Below are 16,068 nucleotides of genomic sequence, written 5' to 3' on the forward strand. Positions count from 1 at the left end.
GACGGGGTTTGTCAGTGGTCTGAGCCCCGGTCTGAACCGGGGCTTTTTCATTTCATTGGGTCCGCTCAGTTGAGGCGGCCGCTCGCGTGGGCGAGGGTGGTGTAGACCTTGCCGCGATCCGAGAGCAGGTACTCGCGGGTCTCTGCAGCAGGGCGCGGGCCGGCGGCTGCACGCTTCAGCAGCTGCTCGAAGTCGCCCATATAGGCCTGGGCGGTGCGCATGAAGTCCGCGTCGCGCTGCAGGCGCTTGCGCACTTCGTCATAAGTGCCCTGGCCGGTCAGCGTGTAGATGCGGCGCGAGAAGACATTGGACTCACCGGCCTGATAGCGGGCCCAGGCTTCGGACAGCGCAGCGTCATCAATGGCGCGGGCGATTTCCTCGGTCAGGGTCGAAAGGCCTTGCGGTGCCTGTGCGCTGGCCTGCTTAGCCGATGCGTTGCGGAGCACGTCACGCAGCCAGCCACCATTGTCGCCGGCCTGAGCCGGAGCTTCGGTGCGGGCTGCAGAAGCCGCCTGCTGTGCAGCCGGTGCGGGCGCCGGTGCCGGGGCAGGGGCCTGGACCGGTGCGGGAGCTGCTGCCGGTTCGGCCGGGCGAGCGCGGATCGGGTCGACCAGGGTCTGGGCGACCTGCGCGGGTTCTGGCTGGCGCGGGGCCGGAGCCGGATCGGGCTGGCGGATCGGAGCACGCGAAGCGGCGCGGCGATCGGTGACATCGTGCGTTGCGGGCTGGCCGCGGACGATCGCGTTGAGCTCGGAAAGCGCTTCGATCTGCTCGGCAACGACACGGCGCATGGCAGCAGCGCTGGCGCGAGTCTCTTCTGGCAGTTCGTTGACGCCACGTGCCAGTTCGGCGCGGGTCGCTTCGAGTTCGCCACCAACTTCGCGAGCCGTTTCGCGCATGGCGCGGGCGGTCTCGGCAAAGCGCTGTGTGGCGTCTTCGATGGCCTGCTGCGTTTCTGCGATCAGGCGGCGCTGCGCCTCCTGCAGGGCAGCACTGGTCCGGCGGCTCTCGCCATCGGCGGTTTCGCGGAAATCGCCGAGGCGGCCGGTGACCTGCTCGGTGGTTTCGTCGAGTGCCTTACGCACGACATCGGTCGACTGGTCGACGGCCTGACGCAGCTGCCCGGTGTTCGAGGCGATGGCGCCACGAACGGACTGGGTCGTGTCAGCGATTGTGTCAGCCAGCGTGCTGGTGGTCGAGGTGAGCACATCGGTAACGGTGCCGGCGGTCGACGCCAGAAGGTCGCTGACCTTGTTGGCGTTCTCTTCAAGAGCGGCATTGACCTGGTTGGTCTGGCCGGCGAGGGCCGAACGGACCGAGGTCGAGGTCTGGCTGAGGGCTGCGGCGGCAGCTTCAGCAGCGCGCTGGACGGCGGTGTCGACCTGAGCCGCGTTGGCGTCCAGGGTCTGAGTGAAGCGCTCATTGGTGGAGAAGAGCGCGTCATTGACGTTGGTGGTTGCCGTTTCGAGCGCCTGGGTGATGGCCTGGGTGCTCTGGCCCAGCGTATCGGTGACCTGGAAGCTCGTGGCCTGCAGAGCTTCGTCCATGGCGCGGCGAGCCCCGATGAGACGACGTTCGGTTTCCTGAACGGTGTCGGAGATCGACTGGGCGAACATGCGCATGCGGCCGTCGATATCGTCGGCCTTGCTGGCGAAGCTCTCGGCAAGGGCTTCCATGGCGCCACGGCGTTCCTCGAGGGTTTCGAGGGCCGTGCCGCTGGTGGATTCGAGGGCGCGGGACGCCTGGTTCATGCTCACCACTTCGACGTCGAGGCGGCCGAGGATGGACGCAAACTCGTCGACCATGGCGCGGATGGTCTGCTGCAGGGCGCCGACATGCTGGCCAACGAGAACGCCGGCCTCTTCGGTCTGGCCCATGGCTTCGCGCATGGTGCCGGCGTAGCTGGCGGTCTGCTGGGCGATGCTGGTTTCGAGCGTGGCGAGGTTGGTGGTCGACGCATCCAGCACATGCTGCAGCAGCATGTTGGAATCGTTGAGCTTGCTGAGCGCCGTGGTGACATCGCCGAGAATGCGCGAGGTCGACACCGACATGAGTTCTTCGGCTTCCCGAGCATTGTCGGAGAGAGCGTCGCGCAGGATGTTGCCGTGACCGCGCAGCGCATTCTGCAGCTCGGCCGAGCGTTCGTTGACGAGGGCGGCGAAGGCTGCGGTGTGGTTGGACACCGAGCGGTTGATTTCGCCCAGGCGCTCTTCGATCGAGGTGACGCTGTCGACGGCCTTGACCGTGACGATCTCGTCGATGTTGTGCGCCGCCATGCGGAACTGGTCGAGGGCCGAGCGCACGGCGATATCCATGCGGGTCGCGGTGTTCTCGACATCGGCCGCAATGGTGTGGGTCGCTGCGGTGATGCGGGTCGCGATGGTTTCCTCGATGCGGTCGGCGCCAGCTTCGAGGTCAGCCATGGACTGGGTGATCGAGGTGTTGATCGAGGAGTTGAGCGACGCCAGGCGTTCGGCCGTAATGTCGGCGCGGGCAGTGATGGCCTCGGGCAGGGTGCCCAGGCGCTGGTCGACGAGGTCGATCATGGACTGGCGCGCGGCATTGACGCCGGTTTCGACGATCTCGGTGGCCTTGCGGACATTGTCCTGGAAGTTGACGCTGGCCGCGTCCATGCGGCTCGTCACATTGCGTTCGCTCTCGTCCACGCGGGCGAGGGCGGTTTCGACGCCGGCGGTGAGTGCGCCACTGATCTCGCCGACACGGCTCGACACGGTCGAGGACATGTCATCGAGACGCGTGGCCATGGTCTCGGTAGCGGTGCGCAGCGATGCATCGATAGCTTCGCGGGCGGCAGCGCTGTGCTGCTCCAGTGTCTGCGCCATCTCGGCGGTGTGCAGACCGATCGTCTCGCCCATCGAGTTGGTGTGGTTGGTCAGCGTATCGGAGAGAGCCTGGGTGCGGCCGGCGAGGGCAGCACTCAGCTGGTGCGTGCGGGTGCCGACCGTGGTGGCCAGTTCCTGGGTCCGGCTGTCGATCGCTTCCGCGAACTCATTGGCGCGGTTTTCGAGGGCGCTGTTGAGGGCTGCGGTGCGGCTGTCGAGGGTCGCAGTGATATCGGCCGAATGGCTGCCCAGGGTCGAGTCGAGCTCGGCCGTGCGGGTGGCCAGATTGGTGTTCAGCTCCTGCGCATGGGCATCGAGCGCTTCGGTCATCAGCGTCGTGCGGGCGCTGACGTCTTCCACGATCTGGGTGGCGCGGTAGTCGATTGCGCTGGTCAGGCGGCTACGGCCTTCTTCAAGCTTGGCGCCGAGCGCGAGGGCACGGCTGTCCAGTTCTTCAGCAAGGCGATCGACGCGGGCGTCGATGGTGTTGCCGAGCGCCTGGGTGCGCACGTCGAGGCTGGCCGAGAAAATGTCGGCGCGGGCATCGAGACCCGAGGTCAGCGCATTGGTGCGCTCGTCAATGCCGGTCGTCAGGGCGACCGTGCGGGCGTCGAGACCTTCGGTGAGTGCCGAAGTGCGCTCGTCAAGGCCGGTCGTCAGCGCGTAGGTGCGCTCATCGATGCCGGCGGTCAACGCGGCAGCGCGTTCATCGAGACCGACGTTGAGAGCGGTCGTGCGCTCGTCGATGCTGGCCTTGATGGCGGCACTGCGCATGTCGAGGCCGGCGCGCAGCGCGAGGGTGCGGTCGTCAAGACCCGCGTTGAGCGCATTGGTGCGCTCATCAAGGTCGGCACTCAGAGCGGCAGTGCGCGCATCGATGCCGGCGGTGAGGGCGCTGGCGCGCTCATCGAGATTGGTGGTGAGTGCAGTTGCGCGTTCGTCGAGGCCGCTGGTGAGCGCCGTCGCGCGCTGGTCGAGGCCGGCGTTGAAGGCCGCGGTGCGGGCGTAGAGGCCCGATGTCAGGGCCGAGGTGCGCTCATCAAGGCCGGTGGTGAGGGCAGTGGTGCGCTCATCAAGACCGGCTGTGAGGGCGGCGGTGCGCTCATCGAGGCCTGTGGTGAGGGCTGCAGTCTGTTCGTCGAGGCCCGTGGTGAAAGCCGCGGCGCGTTCTTCAAGAAGGGCTGCGCGCTCTTCGAGGCCGGCGGTGAGGGCGGCGGTGCGCTGGTCGAGACCCGATGTCAGCGCCTCGGCCTTCTCTTCGATCATCGAGTGAAGGGCATTTGCGCGCAGCGTGATGCCCGAGGTCAGGGCGCCAGTGCGGGCGTCGATGCCGCTGGTTAGGGCGTGTGCCTGCTCGGCGATGCCGCTGGTCAGGGCCTGGGCGCGCTCGGCAATGCCGGTGGTGAGAGCGGCGCTGCGCTCGTCGAGTGCTTCAGTGAGCACGCCGGTCTTGTCGTCGAGAGCCGTTGTGAGGGCAGTGGTGCGCTCGTCCAGCGTGTGGCTGAGGGCGTCGGTGCGAATGTCGAGGGCGCTGGCGAGTGCCTCGGTGCGGATATCAAGGCCGCTGGTCAGTTCGTCGGTGCGCTGATCCAGACGCGTGGTCAGGAGGCTGGTGCGCTCGTCGAGCTGGCTGGTGAGGGCGCCAGTGCGGGTCTCGAGTTCCAGCGACAATGCGTTGGAGCGCTCGGACAGCGTATCGGCGAGGTCGCGGGTGCGGCTGGTGATGGCCTGCTCGAAGCCCTGGGTGCTGATGTTGAGCGTCTCGCCCAGCTGTTCGGCTTGCTGGCGGATAGCGTCGCTCATCTCGCGGCCGCGGCCGCTGAGGGTTGTTTCGAGCGCTTCGGCACCGGACGAGATCGCCTCGGCAATGTCGCTGGTGCGGGTGGTGAGGATAGAGTCGATGCGGCCGGTGCGGCTGTCGATCGTCTCGCCCAGAGCAGCAGTATAGGTGTCGAGCGTGCTCGAGATTTCCTGGGCGCTGCTGATCAGGCTTGCGGCAATCGCCTGAGTCTTGGCGCCGATGGCCTCGTTCATTTCGCGCGTGCGCTCCGTGAGCACATCGTTGAAACGACCCGACTCCTTGTCGAGTGCCATTTCCAGCACATTGGCGCGGGTGGCAAAGCTGCTGCCGTGTTCGTCGAGGCGCGAGAGCAGGCGGTCGCCCTTGTCGCCGATGACGCTGTCGAGGGCATGCAGACGGTCGTCGAGCGCGCCGGTGATTTCGGTCAGGCGCGCGTCGAAGCTGCCCAGCGATTCCTGGCCTGCCGAGGAGAGGGTGATGCGGGCGCGCTCGGAGGTGTCGTCGAGAGCGCCATTGATCTCGATCAGCGCAGACTGGAGGCGGCTCTCCATGGCGTTGAGCTGGATCGAAACGGATTCGTCGAGCTGGCGCTGGAGGGCCGTGAGCAGGGCTTCGGCTTCGCTCGAGCGACCGGAGATGTCGCCGGCAACGCGCTGGCCAAGCTGCTCGAGGGCAGCGCTCACGAGTTCGCCGCGCTCACGCAGCTGGTCGACGAGCTTGGTGCCGCCGACGGCCAGCAGGTTTGCCAGGGTATCGGTCTGGTCTTCATAGGCCGTGGTGAACGAAGCCGTGTGGGCTTCGAGCGTACCACCGATGGAGCTGGTGCGGCTGTCGAGAGCTTCGATGAGCGTCTGGATATGGCCTTCGACCACTGCCGCCATTTCGGCGGAGCGGGATTCGATGTTGACGCTCAGGGAGTTGGACTGGTCTTCGAGCGTGCGAGCAACTCGCGAGGCGCTGTCATCCAGCGCCGAGAGGAAATCGGTGGTGCGATGATCGACCAGCTGGGCGAAATCTGTCGAGCGCTCGGAGAAGGTGGTGTTGAGCACATTGCCGGTCGACTCCAGCGCGCGGGTCAGATTGCCGCCGCTTTCAACGATCGTGCCGGCGATGCGCTGGCTGATCATGTCGAGGTCAAACACAAGGCCGGTGTGGCTCTCGGTGATTGCTTCGCGCACGCGCTCGGTATTGGTGAGGACGCTTTCGCGCTGGCTGGCGAGCTCGGCGATGAGCGCGCGCATGCGCGATTCATTGTCCGAATAGGTGCGCTCGAGAGCGGTGACCTCATTGTGGATCATCACTTCGAGTTCGCCGGCGCGGGTGAGGGCGCGTTCGAGCCCGTCACCGAGGGCATTGACTTCGCGGCGCACAGCCTGCCCCACGGAAGCGACCTTGTCGGCGGCGGTTACTTCGGGTTCGGCCAGGCGAATGGCGGCCTGGGTGATGGAGGAGGCGGCGTTGCGCAGATCCTGGGCGCGACGAATGAGCGTCGCGACAGCAAAGAAGCCGAGCACCGGCAGGACGATGATAGCGAGGATGGCGATGAATTCGATCGTGCCGGCGAACTGTCCGAAATTGGCCATTTCCGGACCGTAGCGCAGCACGGCAACGGTCACGCCAGCGGTGACCCAGAGAACAGAGAGTACAATGGCGAGCCAGGTCGGCGTGGCCGACGACCGGTTCTGCAGGCCATAGAGGAGACGCGAGGTCGAGGCGCGATCGTCATTGGCGACAGCGCCGGCCTGCTGGGCAATCTTGTCGGCTGTCCGCAGCCGTTCTGACTTGTTCGGCTCGCTGGGCTTGCGCTCAGCCGGTCGGTTAGCGGGATCGAGGCTGAACACCGATTCCTTGAGGGCGTCTTCCACTGCTGAAAACGCCAGCGCGGCAGGATCGTTCTGGGGCGTCGGGTTCTTGGCCATACTCTCTACAACTCTCGCGTCGGCACTACAGCGACAAGGCGGACTTAAGGAGCAGTCTTTAACCCCGGCCCCCTTTCGGAGCCCGTGGTCAAACCGGAACAATTCGATGCAAATGCCCCGCACCGTTCCGAACCTTCGCCGCCGCGCGCTGGTTCATCGTTCACTATTACATTCAATTTGATGCAAACCGAACTTTTTCCTAGCGAAAGGTTAATTTTCGCGTGGAAACGGGCGGGAGATGAACGGCAAACAAAGGCGAAGATGTGGCTTAACAGGCTGTTCATCGCTGCGATCTAGGCTGAGTGCCGCAAAGGGCTCCGCAGGCCCTGAGTAGTCGCACTGGCGAGGAGGCCGAGGATGGCGCGAAACACTGCTGCTGCACAGCCAGAGGAAACGCCACAAAGCCGTAAGCGCAGGCTGCGGCCGATCGATCTCATCCACTTGGCCAAGCAATGTCTCGGCGACGAGGCGCTCGAACTCGAAATCCTGCAGCTCTTCGACACCACCATCGCCACCTATTATGGCCGGCTGCAGGACGCTACAACGCCGGAAGAGGTCGCCATGAACCTTCACGCCATCAAAGGGGCCGCCTCGGGCGTGGGCGCCTGGGCAATCTCGGAGATGGCCGCAGCGCTCGAAAGCGACCATCGCGCCGGGCAGGACCTCTCGGTCGAACAGATTGATGACCTTGGGCTTGCTGTCGAAGACGTGCGCGGTTTCATCGCCCGACTGCTGGCCGGACAGCCAGAGTAGGGTGCGCGTTCACGATGGCGGTGTTTGACCGCGCTTGCGGCTTCTTTTATAGAGCGCGCAAAGTTTAGTCGTTCGCGCCGGCCTCAAGTCTGGCGCCCACGAGGCCCGGTCGCTTCCATGTCCCTATCGCATTCCGTTGCCGAGGCCACGCCTCGCGCCGCTCTTGAGCCTTTCCGCACCCGTCGCACCTTCGCGATCATTTCGCATCCTGACGCCGGCAAGACCACGCTGACCGAACGCCTGCTGGCCGCTGCCGGCGCGATCCAGTTGGCTGGTGCCGTGCGCGGCAAGGCCGGACAGCGCTCCACCCGTTCGGACTGGATGGAAATGGAGCAGCAGCGCGGCATCTCCATCACCTCCTCGGTGATGACCTTCGACTACGATGGGCTGACGCTCAACCTGCTCGACACCCCGGGCCACTCGGACTTCTCCGAGGACACCTATCGCACGCTGACCGCAGTCGACGCGGCCATCATGGTGATCGACGCCGCCAAGGGCATCGAAGCCCAGACGCAGAAGCTGTTCGAAGTCTGTCGCCTGCGCGACATCCCGATCATCACCTTCATCAACAAGGTGGACCGCGAGGGTATCGCCCCGCTCGATCTCATCGACGAAATCCAGGGCAAGCTGGCGCTGGACCTGACCCCGGTGCTCTGGCCGATCGGCATGGGCGTTGATTTCTTCGGCTATATCGACCTTCTCGAAAAGCGCGTGGTGAATCCGCAGGGCAAGCCGATCGCCGAGTTCGAGCAGCTCGAAGATCTTCTGGACGTGCCGGCCCTTGCCGACAATGCCGTGTTCATGACCGCGCTCGAAACGCTGGAAATGGCCCAGGCCATGCTCCCCTCTTTTGATCTCGAAACCTTCCACGCGGGCCATTTGAGCCCGGTGCTGTTCGGTTCGGCCCTCCGCGGCATTTCCGTTGCCGAGCTGCTCCGCACGCTGGGCGAATGGGGCCCCGAGCCGCGGCCGCAGCCGGCCATCCCGGCGCCGATTGACCCGAGCGACAAGAAAGTGACGGGCTTCGTGTTCAAGGTGCAGGCGAACATGGACGCCAACCACCGTGACCGCATCGCCTTTGTTCGCCTCTGTTCCGGCACGTTCGAACGCGGCATGCGGCTCAAGAACGTCCGCTCCGGCAAGGACATGGCCGTTTCCAACCCGATGTTCTTCTTCGGCAATAACCGTGAGCTGGCCGAGGAGGCTGTGGCCGGCGACATTGTCGGTATCCCCAATCACGGCACGCTTTCGGTCGGCGACACGCTGACGGAAGGCCCAATCATCAATGTGACGGGCATCCCGAACTTTGCGCCGGAAATCATCCGCCGCGTGCGCCTGACCGATCACATGAAGACCAAGCAGATGTCCAAGGCCCTCACTGACCTCTCGGAAGAGGGCGTCACCCAGGTGTTCCGCCGCATGGTCGGCGCGGACTGGATCGTCGGCGTCGTCGGGCAGCTGCAGCTGGAAGTGCTCGCCAGCCGCGTGGGCAAGGAATATGGCGTGCCAATCACTTTCGAGCCCCTCGGGTTCGAAGTGGCGCGCTGGGTCGAGAGCGATGACGATGCGGAACTCAATCGCTTCATCGCCGCCCAAAAGGTCAACATGGCCGAAGATCGTTCGGGCGCGCCGGTGTTTCTGGCCCAGAATGCCTGGTGGGCCGATCGCGCCAAGCAGGACTGGCCCAAGATCCGTTTCCTCACCACCAAGGAACGGCATTGAGCGCCCCCGACCGCATCGGCGAGTTCATCGAGGCCGTCTCCGCAAGTTTTGCGGACGGCTCTCTGCTGAAACTCAAATGCGGCGGCTACGCGGGTCCGGAAGCCGAGCTCAAGTCTTTTGAGGCGCGAAAAGTGGCGATCAAGGCCGGCGAACGCCTGAGCTTTGTCTTCCGGTACAAGACGCGCGATATCACCAAGAACCTCTCGATTGAGGAGGCGCGTGCCTTCCTTGCCGAAGGCCTCGGGACGATCTGGCGCAGCGCGCAGCTTGAGACGACAGCCTTCGATATCAAGTTCGAGCAGCAGGGCGACAAGGTCTACTTCAAGCGCCGGGCGGTGACGGGCCGGGAAGCGGCTCCTGCCAGCCATGACCGCACGAAGAACCGGCCGCTGACCGAAACCAACAAGCCCTGGCTGCATGCCCTCGGCATCACCGGCAAGGACGGTGCCGTGCGCGCCGACGCGCAGGACAAGTTCCGCCAGATCAACAAGATGGTCGAGATTTTTGCGCCTTTGATTCAAGGGCTGAAATCCGCCAACCCGCGTATTCTCGACATGGGCGCGGGCAAGGGCTATCTCGATTTCGCGCTCTACGACTATCTTTCCAGCAACGGCAAGTCGGCCGAGATCATCGGCGTCGAGCTCCGGCCGCAGCTGGCCAGCGACGGCAATGCCAATGCCAAGGCGTCCGGCTTTGACGGCCTCCGGTTCGAAGCCGGCACCATTCTCGACTATGATGCCAGCGGCGCCGATGCCGTCATCGCGCTCCACGCCTGCGACACGGCCACCGACGATGCGATCTTCCAGGGCATCAGGGCAGGGGCCGATCTCATCGCCGTTGCGCCCTGCTGCCACAAGCAGATCCGCCGCGAGATCGAAGCCGGAACGAGCGACGCGCGTCTCGACTTCCTGCTGCGCCACGGCACCTTCCTCGAAAAGCAGTCCGAGATGGTGACCGACGGGCTGCGTTCGCTTCTGCTCGAGGCCAGTGGCTACCGCACGAAAGTGTTCGAGTTCGTCTCCGACGCCCATACGCCGAAGAACAATCTCATCGTGGCTCAGAAGGGCAAGGCGCCGTCGCGCGAAGCGACACTGTCACGCATTGCCGAAGTGAAGGCCATGTTCGGTATAAGACAGCATTATCTCGAACGCCTGCTCGACCTTTCCTGAGCCGCTCCGAGCCCCTATATGGCTTGGGAACAGAAAATCCTGGGAACCATGACCAAAATCACTTTTGTAACCGCCACTGGCGAGCGCATTGAAACGGAAGCCGAAAATGGCGCGACCGTGATGGAAACCGCCATCATGAATGCCGTTCCCGGCATTGTCGCCGAATGCGGCGGCGCCTGCACCTGCGCGACCTGCCACGTCTATGTCGATGACGCCTGGCGCGAGACCGTTGGTGGCCCCTCCTCGATGGAAGAGGATATGCTCGATTTCGCCTTCGACGTGCGCAATGAGAGCCGTCTCTCCTGCCAGATCAAGGTGCGCGAAAACCTCGATGGCCTCGTCGTACACGTGCCGACCCGCCAGGGCTAATCGCAGCGGCGATAGACAAATGGCCGGCCCCAGTCCGCTTCGGTCTGGGGCATGGCATCGTAGAGATAGAACATGCCCTCATCGATCCAGAGGGTGAAGTAGGTCGGCCCACCGGCAATGGGCGCCCAATATGTGCCATTGTCGCGCCGCGAGAGTTCGATGGCCGCGTCGGCCTCGCTGTCATTTGGGCCGAGATAGAAGATGTGCTCGTCTCCGGCAGCCTCGATCCGCACCGGCTGGTCGCACGTGGCAAGATCGGCGTCGGGCGTTCCCATCTCCATGGTTGGCAGGGTCATCGACCAAAGCCCCACAAAAGGCTCCGGCACGCCCGCTTGAATATCGTCGGCCGCTTGCGGGCGCGGCATCGGCGTGAGCGCGAAACTGGTCGTCGCGCCTGCCATGGTGGCGAGCCCCGCAATCAGCATGCGTTTGACCACTCCGGCCATCACCGGTCCCCCTCCATTGGTTCCGACCTCATCAAGCTATCGGGAAAATATTCTATCCCAGCGGCGCCGAAAGATTCTTTTGGCGGGCCCGGCAAAAACCCGCACGCCCCATTCTACGGAAGACTGTTCGAGGGAAATATAAAAGCTATTGAATTTCAAGGTCTTGTGACGGGGAGTGCGATCGGACTATTTTCGCCCATCTCTCAAACAGGGTCATTATGGGCAGTCTCAACACATTTCCGTTGAGTTTCAAGGTAAAGGGCAAGCGCATCATCATCGTCGGCGGAGACGATGAGGCCCTCAACAAAGCCCGGCTGGTTTCTAAGACTACTGCTTCGATAGAGATTTACTCCCAACACTTCTCGGCTGACTTTTCGGCCTTTCCGGTCAATCTTCATCAGCGCGCCATCACCGCCGCTGACATTGCTGGCGCGGCGCTTGTGTTCGTTGCCGAAGAGGGCGCCGACGCAGAATTGGCCAAGGCCGAAGCGCGGCGTCTCGGCATTCCGCTCAATGTCGTCGACGTGCCCGCCGAGTGCGATTTCTACACGCCCTCCATCGTCGAGCGTGCGCCGCTGACCATCGCCATTTCCACAGAAGGTGATGGCCCGGTGCTGGCGCGGCTGGTGCGTGCGCAGATCGAAGCCCTGCTGTCGCCCGGCATTGGCAAAATCGCGAGTCTCGCCGGTGGGTTACGCCACAAGGTTGAGAGCCTGATTCAGGACGGTGCTGCCCGTCGTCGCTTCTACGAGGACCTCGTCACCTCGCCCGCCATTGAGCGCGCCGCTGCAGCCGGCACAGGCAACGATGCCGCCGAGCAGCTTCTGGCTGACCACGCCGCCGGGGGCAGGGGCGCGGGCGTCGTCTGGCTCATCGGTGCCGGTCCCGGCTCGGAAGATCTGCTCACCCTGCGCGCCCAGCGCCTGCTGCAGCAGGCCGATGTTATCGTTCACGACCAACTTGTTCCCGCAGCCGTCGTTGAGATGGGCCGTCGCGACGCCGAGCAGATCTCTGTCGGCAAATCCAAGGGTCATCACTCCTTCACCCAGGCGCAGATCAACATGCTCCTCGTGCGCCTCGCCGGCGAGGGCAAGAAGTTGGCGCGGCTCAAGTCCGGCGACCCGATGATTTTTGGGCGGGCCGGTGAAGAGATCGCCGCGCTGCGCAAGGCAGGCTTAGCCTATGAGATCGTGCCGGGCGTCAGCGCGGCGCTTGCAGCGGCTGCCGACACCGCCACGCCGGTGACGCTGCGAAAAGTCTCGAGCGGCTTTGTCATTGCAACGGCCCATGGCGCTGACGATGGCGAGCTCGCCCATTGGGCAGCGCTGGCACAGTCAGGCCTGACGCTGGCGCTCTATATGGGCAAGTCGATCGCAGCCGAAACGGCCGGCCGTCTGCTCGCTCATGGTGCGAAGGCCGATCTGCCCATTGGCATCGTGGTCAATGCCGGCCGCGCCGACAGCTGCAATTATTCCGGAACGCTCGGCGCTGTGGCGCAGGGTGTCGCCGATTTTCCCGATGGGCCTGCCGTGATCCTGATTGGTCGCGCCATTGCCTCGGGCGACTGGTCCGCAACAGCGGCCGCCGCCCAGAACAGTTTCAAGGTAGCGTAATCTATATGGAAATCCTCACCGGCAATGAATTGATCTCGGGCGCGGCAGTCTATCTGCGCGCCGATGGCGTCTGGGGCGAAGACCTGCAGGCATCCCGACTTTTCGGCAAGGACGATGTCGAGGGGCGAGACGCCGCCATCGCCGCCAGCAAGGCGACGGGCCGCATCGTCGGCGTCGAAATCGAAGAAATCGACCAGGTCGACGGGGTGATCGTGCCCCGCCGCCTGCGCGAACGCATCCGGGCTGCGGGTCCCACCGCGCCTCTCACTCTCAACGGGCAGGCTTACGACCGCCAGCATCTGGATCAGGACGGTCATGTATCGATATGACGAATTCGACGCGGCCTTTGTCATGGGGCGCACCGCGCAGTTTGCCGATCAGGTAAAGCGCCGCCTTTCGGGCGAACTCAGCGAGGACCAGTTCCGGCCGCTGCGGCTGATGAATGGGCTCTACCTGCAGCTGCACGCCTATATGCTGCGCATCGCCGTGCCCTATGGCACGATGAACTCGCGCCAGATGCACAAGCTGGCCCATATCGCGCGCACCTATGACCGCGGCTATGGCCATTTCACCACGCGCCAGAACATCCAGTTCAACTGGCCGAAGCTGAAGGATATTCCGTCAATCCTCGAGGAGCTGGCCTCGGTCGAGATGCACGCCATCCAGACCTCGGGCAATTGCATCCGCAATGTCACGACGGATCAGTTCGCCGGTGCTGCCGCCGACGAGATCATCGATCCCCGTCCAATCGCGGAAATCCTCCGCCAATGGTCGAGCCTTCACCCGGAATTCTCCTACCTCCCGCGCAAGTTCAAGATCGCCATCACCGGCTCGCCCAATGACCGCGCCGCCATTCGCTTCCATGATATCGGCCTCCAGGCCGCTGTGAACGGGGCCGGCGAGATCGGCTGGGAAGTCTGGGTTGGCGGCGGCCTTGGCCGGACGCCGATGATCGCCAAGCTGATCAATGCCTTCGTGCCCAATGAGCATCTGCTCGCCTATCTCGAGAGCATCATGCGGGTCTACAACCGCTACGGCCGCCGGGATAACAAGTACAAGGCGCGCATCAAGATCCTCGTCCACGAAGAGGGTCTGGAAAGCATCAAGGGACAGGTGGAAGCCGAGTTCGCCGAAGTGCGCGGCGGCGTGCTGACCCTGCCGCAGGAAGAACTCGACCGGATCACCGCCTATTTCGCGCCCCCCGATTTCGCCGACCGCTCGGGCGACAAGATCGACGTCGCCTATCAGTCGATCATCGATCCGGCCTATGGCCGCTGGCTCGACAATAATCTCCATCCGCACCTCGTGGCTGGTTACGCGTCGGTTACGGTTTCGTTGAAGCCAATCGGCGGCGCACCGGGCGACGCCACTGACGTCCAGATGGACGTGGTGGCCGATCTCGCGGCGAAATATTCCTACGATGAGCTGCGCGTCACCCACGAGCAGAACCTCGTCCTGCCCCATGTCGCCATCGCCGATCTGCGGACGGTCTATGACGTGCTCGTTGCCAATGGTCTGGCCGAAGGTAACAACAATCTCATCACCGACATGATCTGCTGCCCGGGCCTCGACTTCTGCGCCCTGGCCAATGCTCGCTCGATCCCGATCGCGCAGGAAATCTCCAAGGCCTTTGCCGCGCCCGAACGGCAGAAGGAAATCGGCGATCTCAAGATCAAGATTTCGGGCTGCATCAATGCCTGCGGCCACCATCACGTCGGCCACATCGGCATTCTCGGCGTCGAGAAAAAGGGTGGCGAGCTCTACCAGATCACGCTTGGCGGCGACGCCACCGAGAACGCCGCCGTGGGCAAGATCATCGGCCCGGGCTTCGAGGCCGAACGCGTACCGGCAGCGATCGAAAAGCTCGTCGATTTCTACATAGCCCAGCGCCAGGGAGCGGAGGAAACCTTCCTCGCCACCTACCGCCGCCTCGGGGAAGCCCCGTTCAAGGAGGCGTTGTATGGCGCGAGCTGACTTCTCGTCTTCCCCTCTCCCCTCGAGGGAGAGGGTGGATCGCGCGCAGCGCGAGACGGGTGAGGGGGCTCTTTTCCCAGCCTCGACGCCCGCTGCAAGCGCGAAAAGCCCTCATCCGCCCCTTCGGGGCACCTTCTCCCTCAAGGGGAGAAGGAAAGAAGGAGTGTCCCATGGCAATGCCTAAACTCGCCCCCTTGCCAGTTGCCAATGACAAGCTCCGCGCTCTCGGCATCCTCGCGCTCAATGGCATGTTCGATGAAATGGATGCTGTTGGCGTGCTGCGTTATGCGGTCAGCGAAGTCATCCCCGGCGATCTCGCCATCGTGTCGTCTTTTGGCGCCGACTCCGCTGTGCTGCTGCACATGGTCGCCCAGGTCGATCCGTCCATGCCGGTCTATTTCCTCGAAACCGGAAAACACTTCGCCGAGACGCTGGACTATGTCGAGACGCTGAAAAAGCAGTTCGGCCTCATCAATGTCCGCGCCATTCATCCCGATCCGGCTGATATCCAGCGCTTCGACCCCAACGGCGATCTCTGGGAAACGGACCCCGACAGCTGCTGCCATATCCGCAAGACCGAGCCGCTCGAGCCGGTCACCGAACAGTTTGGTGGTTGGGTGACCGGGCGCAAGCGCTACCAGACCAGGGAGCGCGGCGTGCTGCCGCATTTCGAGCTGACCACGGATGACCGGATCAAGGTCAATCCGCTGGCCTATTTCACCGATGCGGACGTCGTCGAATATCGCCAGAAACACAATCTGCCCGAGCATCCGCTCTATGCCAAAGGCTACAAATCCATCGGCTGCGCGCCCTGCACCTCGATCGTCGCGGAAGGCGAGGATCCGCGCGCTGGACGCTGGCGGGGGCTCAATAAGAAGGAATGCGGCATCCATTATGATTTCAGTGGGGCAATCGCCAATCCGATGAAAGCCGCAAACCGCCATACGCTGTGGAAGGACGGCGCCTTCATCGCCGACCCGTTCAAGGCCTGGGAGGAGGGTGATAACCCGTCCGAGGCGCGCTATGTCCACGTGCCGCCGGCTGTCTTCCAGGCTAACCGGGCTGAATTCCTGGCCAATCCGCATCCGCTGGGGCTTGTTGTCGCGCCGGGCGAAGGCATCGAGGCAGTCGCCGACGATCTCGCCCGCTTTTCGTCCGTGGCCATCCAGTTTCCGTCCTTCACCGATGGTCGCGGCTATTCAACCGCGCGTCTCCTTGCCGAACGCCTGAAATATGCCGGAGAAATCAGGGCCGTAGGCGATGTCCTTCAGGATCAGATTCCGCATATGTGGCGCTGTGGCTTCAATGCGCTGGTCGTTTCCCACGAGCCGAGCCGCCAGGCCCTGATCGAAAACCGCTTGCCCGAAATGGCAGTATTCTATCAGCCTGTCGGGGTAACCGAGATTCCACTGGGCACGCGCCCCTTCCTTCGTCGCGTGTCGTGAGTTAAGTGGAGCCG

At 63.9% G+C, this 16,068-nt stretch carries 10 protein-coding genes; 8 read left to right on the top strand and 2 right to left on the bottom strand.

The window, feature by feature from the left end; translation table 11 throughout:
- Positions 1 to 65: 65 nt before the first annotated feature.
- On the bottom strand, positions 66 to 6,563 hold the full coding sequence (locus NYQ88_RS08395; RefSeq protein ID WP_275654483.1) for a hypothetical protein: 6,498 nt from the start codon (positions 6,561 to 6,563) through the stop codon (positions 66 to 68).
- 357 nt (positions 6,564 to 6,920) lie between these two features.
- Here NYQ88_RS08395 and NYQ88_RS08400 point away from each other — a divergent pair, with 357 nt between their 5' ends.
- The 4 genes from NYQ88_RS08400 (at position 6,921) to NYQ88_RS08415 (ending at position 10,576) form a co-directional block, all read left to right on the top strand.
- The gene (locus NYQ88_RS08400; protein WP_275654484.1) at positions 6,921 to 7,316 is read left to right on the top strand and encodes an Hpt domain-containing protein; all 396 of its coding nucleotides are present in this window, start codon (positions 6,921 to 6,923) and stop codon (positions 7,314 to 7,316) included.
- A 117-nt stretch (positions 7,317 to 7,433) separates the two neighbouring features.
- Positions 7,434 to 9,038, top strand: a complete 1,605-nt coding sequence (locus tag NYQ88_RS08405) for a peptide chain release factor 3 (protein ID WP_275654485.1) — start codon at positions 7,434 to 7,436, stop codon at positions 9,036 to 9,038.
- Complete coding sequence (locus tag NYQ88_RS08410) at positions 9,035 to 10,207, top strand: SAM-dependent methyltransferase (RefSeq protein ID WP_275654486.1); 1,173 nt, start codon at positions 9,035 to 9,037, stop codon at positions 10,205 to 10,207. The genes NYQ88_RS08405 and NYQ88_RS08410 overlap by 4 nt, the downstream gene beginning before the upstream one ends.
- A gap of 48 nt (positions 10,208 to 10,255) precedes the next feature.
- The gene (locus tag NYQ88_RS08415) at positions 10,256 to 10,576 is read left to right on the top strand and encodes a 2Fe-2S iron-sulfur cluster-binding protein (RefSeq protein WP_275654487.1); all 321 of its coding nucleotides are present in this window, start codon (positions 10,256 to 10,258) and stop codon (positions 10,574 to 10,576) included.
- Here NYQ88_RS08415 and NYQ88_RS08420 read toward each other — a convergent pair.
- Positions 10,573 to 11,022, bottom strand: coding sequence for a hypothetical protein (locus tag NYQ88_RS08420; RefSeq protein ID WP_275654488.1), 450 nt, complete (start codon positions 11,020 to 11,022; stop codon positions 10,573 to 10,575). The genes NYQ88_RS08415 and NYQ88_RS08420 overlap by 4 nt on opposite strands.
- Positions 11,023 to 11,264: 242 nt before the next feature.
- On the opposite strand from NYQ88_RS08420, the gene cysG reads away from it, so the two are divergent.
- The 4 genes from cysG (at position 11,265) to NYQ88_RS08440 (ending at position 16,054) form a co-directional block, all read left to right on the top strand.
- Positions 11,265 to 12,635, top strand: a complete 1,371-nt coding sequence (gene cysG, locus NYQ88_RS08425; protein WP_275654489.1) for a siroheme synthase CysG — start codon at positions 11,265 to 11,267, stop codon at positions 12,633 to 12,635.
- A 5-nt stretch (positions 12,636 to 12,640) separates the two neighbouring features.
- Entirely contained in the window at positions 12,641 to 12,964 is a 324-nt protein-coding gene (locus tag NYQ88_RS08430) for a DUF2849 domain-containing protein (protein ID WP_275654490.1), read from the top strand.
- The gene (locus tag NYQ88_RS08435; protein WP_275654491.1) at positions 12,951 to 14,609 is read left to right on the top strand and encodes a nitrite/sulfite reductase; all 1,659 of its coding nucleotides are present in this window, start codon (positions 12,951 to 12,953) and stop codon (positions 14,607 to 14,609) included. The genes NYQ88_RS08430 and NYQ88_RS08435 overlap by 14 nt, the downstream gene beginning before the upstream one ends.
- A 170-nt stretch (positions 14,610 to 14,779) precedes the next feature.
- On the top strand, positions 14,780 to 16,054 hold the full coding sequence (locus NYQ88_RS08440) for a phosphoadenylyl-sulfate reductase (RefSeq protein ID WP_275654492.1): 1,275 nt from the start codon (positions 14,780 to 14,782) through the stop codon (positions 16,052 to 16,054).
- Positions 16,055 to 16,068 lie beyond the last annotated feature (14 nt).

Source organism: Devosia sp. SD17-2 (assembly GCF_029201565.1).
Lineage (GTDB): Bacteria > Pseudomonadota > Alphaproteobacteria > Rhizobiales > Devosiaceae > Devosia.